Below are 3,725 nucleotides of genomic sequence, written 5' to 3' on the forward strand. Positions count from 1 at the left end.
GGCCGGCCGGCGCGGCGGCCGCCGGCGGCCTGCTGCTCTTCCTCGCCTTCCCTCCCCTCGGGCTCTGGTTCCTTGCCCCGCCCGGCGCGGCCCTCGTGATCCGGGCCGTGTACGGCGCCCGCCCCCGCCGCGCCGCCTGGCTGGGCTTCGCCGCAGGGCTCGCCTTCCTCGGTCCCGGCCTGCACTGGGTCACCCCCATCGGGGTGGACGCCTGGCTGGGCCTGATCGCCCTGGAGAGCCTCTTCTACGCCGCCTGGGCCGCCGGTACCGCCCTGGTGGTCCGGCTGCCCCTGTGGCCGTTGTGGAGCGCCGCGCTCTGGGTGGCCATGGAGTGGGCGCGAGGGGTCTTCCCCTTCGGCGGGTTCCCCTGGGCGCGGGTCGCCTTCAGTCAGGGCGAGTCGGTCTTCACGCCGTACGCGGCGCTGGGCGGAGCGCCGCTGGTGAGCTTCGCGGTGGTGCTCTGCGGAGGACTGCTCGCCCTCGCCTCACTGCGGGCGCCCGGTCTTCCGGGCGGCGTTCCGGGCCGCGTGACCGGGCGGGCGCTCCGCCCGCGGTCCCGGACCCGGCCCATCCTCCGAACGGTCCCCGTTCCGGCTCTCCGCCCGGTCCGTGGCCCTGCCCCTCGCTCTGCCGCTCGCCGGGGCCCTGGCCGTCCCGGCCGCGGCCTTCGCCGTGCCCCGTCCGGGCGACGAGGGCAGGAGCGTGAGCGTCGGTGTGATCCAGGGCAACGTGCCCGGCCGGGGGATGGCCCCGCTGGGCGACGAGCCCGCCGTGGTCCTGCGCAACCACACCGGCAAGCTCCACGAGATGGCGCGGGCCGTACGGGAGGGCGTGATGGCCCGGCCGGACGTCGTGGTGCTGCCGGAGAACTCCACCGACATCGACCCCTACCGCAGCGCGACGGCCCACGCCGAGATCGACGCCGCGGTCAAGGACGTCGGCGTGCCCGTCCTGGTCGGAGCGGTGGTGGGCATCGGAGAGAAGAACCGGGCCACCCGGAGCCTGGTCTGGGACCCGGTCACCGGCCCCGGCGCCTACTACGACAAGCAGAGACTGGTGCCGTTCGGCGAGTTCACCCCGATGCAGGACCTGGTGCTCGCCCTGTTCGAGCGGGCCGGCCTGGTCGGCAAGCAGTCCGTGCCCGGCACCCGCGACGGCGACCTGAGGCTGGGGCCGGTCACCGTCGGGGCGGTCAACTGCTACGAGGTCGCCTTCGACGGCGTCGTCCGCGGCACCGCCCGGACCGGAGCCAGCCCGCTGGTGGTGCAGACCAACAACGCGACCTACGCGCTGACCGGCCTGCCCGCCCAGCAGCTGGCCATGTCCCAGCTGCGCGCCGTGGAGCACAACCGCGCGGTGGTCACCGCCGCGATCACCGGCATCTCCGCCTCCGTGACACCGGAGGGGAAGGTGGTCTGGCAGACCCGCGAGCTGGTCCAGGACATGGCGGTGCTCCAGGTGCAGGTCCGCACGGAGGAGACGGTGGCCACCAGGGTTGGCGCGCTACCCGAGTGGGCCCTGATACTGGTGGGTACGGCCGCTCTGGCCGCGGTTCCGGTCCTCCGGCGACGCGGCCCGGCGCGACCGGTGACACGCAGTGATGATCAGCAGGTGGGAGACGTGTGATGGAGCGGATGGTCGGCCGGGTGCTCGTCATCGTCCCGACGTACAACGAGCGGGAGAACCTCCCGGTGATCGTCGAGCGGATCCGCGCGGCGGTGCCCGAGGCGCACCTGCTGGTCGCCGACGACGCCAGCCCCGACGGCACCGGTGAGATCGCCGACGGGCTGGCGGCCGAGGACGACCACGTCCACGTGCTCCACCGTCCCGGCAAGCAGGGGCTCGGCGCCGCCTACATCGCGGGGTTCCGCTGGGGCCTGGCCGAGGGCTACGACGTGCTCGTGGAGATGGACGCCGACGGCTCCCACCAGCCGGAGGAGCTGCCCAAGCTGCTGCACGCACTGGCCGACGGGGCCGACCTGTCCATCGGGTCCCGCTGGGTGCCCGGCGGCAAGGTGGTCAACTGGCCCGGTTCGCGGGAGTTCCTGTCCCGCGGGGCGAACGTCTACACCCGGATGATGCTCGGCATGCCGGTGCGCGACGCCACCGCGGGCTTCCGCGCCTACCGGGCCTCCACCCTGGAGAAGATCGGCCTGGACGACGTCGAGTCGCAGGGCTACTGCTTCCAGGTGGACCTGACCCTGCGCACGGTCCGCCACGGCCTGCGCGTCGCCGAGGTGCCGATCACCTTCGTGGAGCGCACCGTCGGAGCCAGCAAGATGAGCCGGGACGTCATCGCCGAGGCGCTGTGGCGGGTCACCCTCTGGGGCGTGACCGGCCTGCCCCGGAGGCTGCGCCGCTCCCGTTAGCCCGCGCACGGGCCGGCCTGTGCAGGGGCGGACCGGCGTGGGGGCCGGCCTTTGCGCGGGCGGACCGGTGCCTGGGCGGGGCCGCGCACCGGACCCGGCGCGCACGTTTCGGCGGACCGGCCCGACGGAAGGTACAGGAACGACCTCAGGGTCACGCACCGGCGGCCGGAGGTCCTTCCGCCCTCCGGGCGACACCATGCAGAGCGCCCCCCGACTCTTTGAGAGAAGGGGCCATGACGGACATCGCTCAGACCACCCGGCGGCCGCGCGAGCGTGCGCGGTCCGGAGCAGGCACGGCCGCGCGGAAGCCGCGGTGAAGCCCGTGAAACCCGTGCGGTCCGTGGACCCCGTGGACCCCGTGGGGCTCGCGGGGGAGCCGCGCGGCGCCGGGTCGCTCACCCTGACCCTGCCCATGATCACGTTGGAGTTCCGGCCGCCGCGAGTCGGCGGGCAGGAGGTCGGCCGCGCGGTCGGAGCGGCCCGGGCGCTCCTGCCCGCCCTCCCGTCGAGGGAACGCCTCGCCTACTACGGAGGGCTCGGCGCGCTCGCCGCGTTCGGCCTACTCGAATGGCCCGTGGCGGCCGCCATAGGCGTCGGAACGGTGATCGCCCAGCGCTCCCGGAACGGGGGCGGGGAGAACCTGCGATCCCGGCGGGGAAACGCCGGGGGAGACGTCGGCAGCGGTGCCGGCGGCACCGGCGGCGATAACGGCGGCGGCAACGGGAGCGCACCGGCGTCCGTGTGACCGTGCTCCGGCACGACCGCGCCGTCGTGACCGCATCGCCCGCGTACCCGCACGTCTCGTGTCCACGTCCCGGCACCGTCCCCGCGCTGTCACGGCACCGTGACGACGCGATCACCGGGCCGCGATGCCGCGGCCCGGTCCTTCCCGCCCACCGAGTTCAGGCCTGCTGGAGAGTCGATGTTCCTGTCACGGCTGCTCGCGATCCCCGCCGACGTCCTCCGGGACGTCGTGCCGGACATGCTCGCGGGCGTCCTGCCCCGCTCCCGCCGCGTGCGCGCCTGCCCCGGGGGAATCCGGATCGACCTGCATGTGATCGGCGGGCCGGGCACGGAGACGGCCGCGCGGCTGCTCGAAGCGCGGCTGCGCGCGGTGGACGGGGTGGAGCGGGCGGAGGTCAACGGCGCCCTCGGCTGCGTCTTCGTCGGCATCGGCGGGGACCGGTCCGCGCACGACGAACTGCTGTCGATCGTCACAGGACTGGACAGGGACCCGGCCGCGGGATCGGACCCGGAGCCGCACGCGGGAGCGGACAGGGCACCGGCTGCGGAGCCGGGCGCGCGGGGCGCCGGGGCCGGGACGGACGCCGGGGAGAAGGCCGCCGCGAGCACCGC

4 protein-coding genes and 1 pseudogene are annotated in these 3,725 nt (G+C 75.0%); all 5 read left to right on the plus strand.

What is annotated here, in order from left to right; all coding sequences use genetic code 11:
* Positions 1 to 32: 32 nt before the first annotated feature.
* Positions 33 to 413, plus strand: a pseudogene (locus ACWJ6R_RS32260) (apolipoprotein N-acyltransferase); the annotation flags it as partial.
* Between the two features lie 196 nt (positions 414 to 609).
* On the plus strand, positions 610 to 1,626 hold the full coding sequence (gene lnt, locus ACWJ6R_RS32265) for an apolipoprotein N-acyltransferase (RefSeq protein ID WP_449065842.1): 1,017 nt from the start codon (positions 610 to 612) through the stop codon (positions 1,624 to 1,626).
* Positions 1,626 to 2,369, plus strand: coding sequence for a polyprenol monophosphomannose synthase (locus ACWJ6R_RS32270; protein ID WP_449065843.1), 744 nt, complete (start codon positions 1,626 to 1,628; stop codon positions 2,367 to 2,369). The genes lnt and ACWJ6R_RS32270 overlap by 1 nt, the downstream gene beginning before the upstream one ends.
* A 322-nt stretch (positions 2,370 to 2,691) precedes the next feature.
* Positions 2,692 to 3,114: a hypothetical protein gene (locus ACWJ6R_RS32275; protein WP_449065844.1), complete on the plus strand. Its 423-nt coding sequence runs from the start codon at positions 2,692 to 2,694 to the stop codon at positions 3,112 to 3,114.
* Positions 3,115 to 3,291: 177 nt separating this feature from the next.
* On the plus strand, positions 3,292 to 3,725 hold a 434-nt coding region (locus ACWJ6R_RS32280), incomplete at its 3' end, for a hypothetical protein (RefSeq protein ID WP_449065845.1).

The organism is Planomonospora algeriensis (assembly GCF_977012225.1).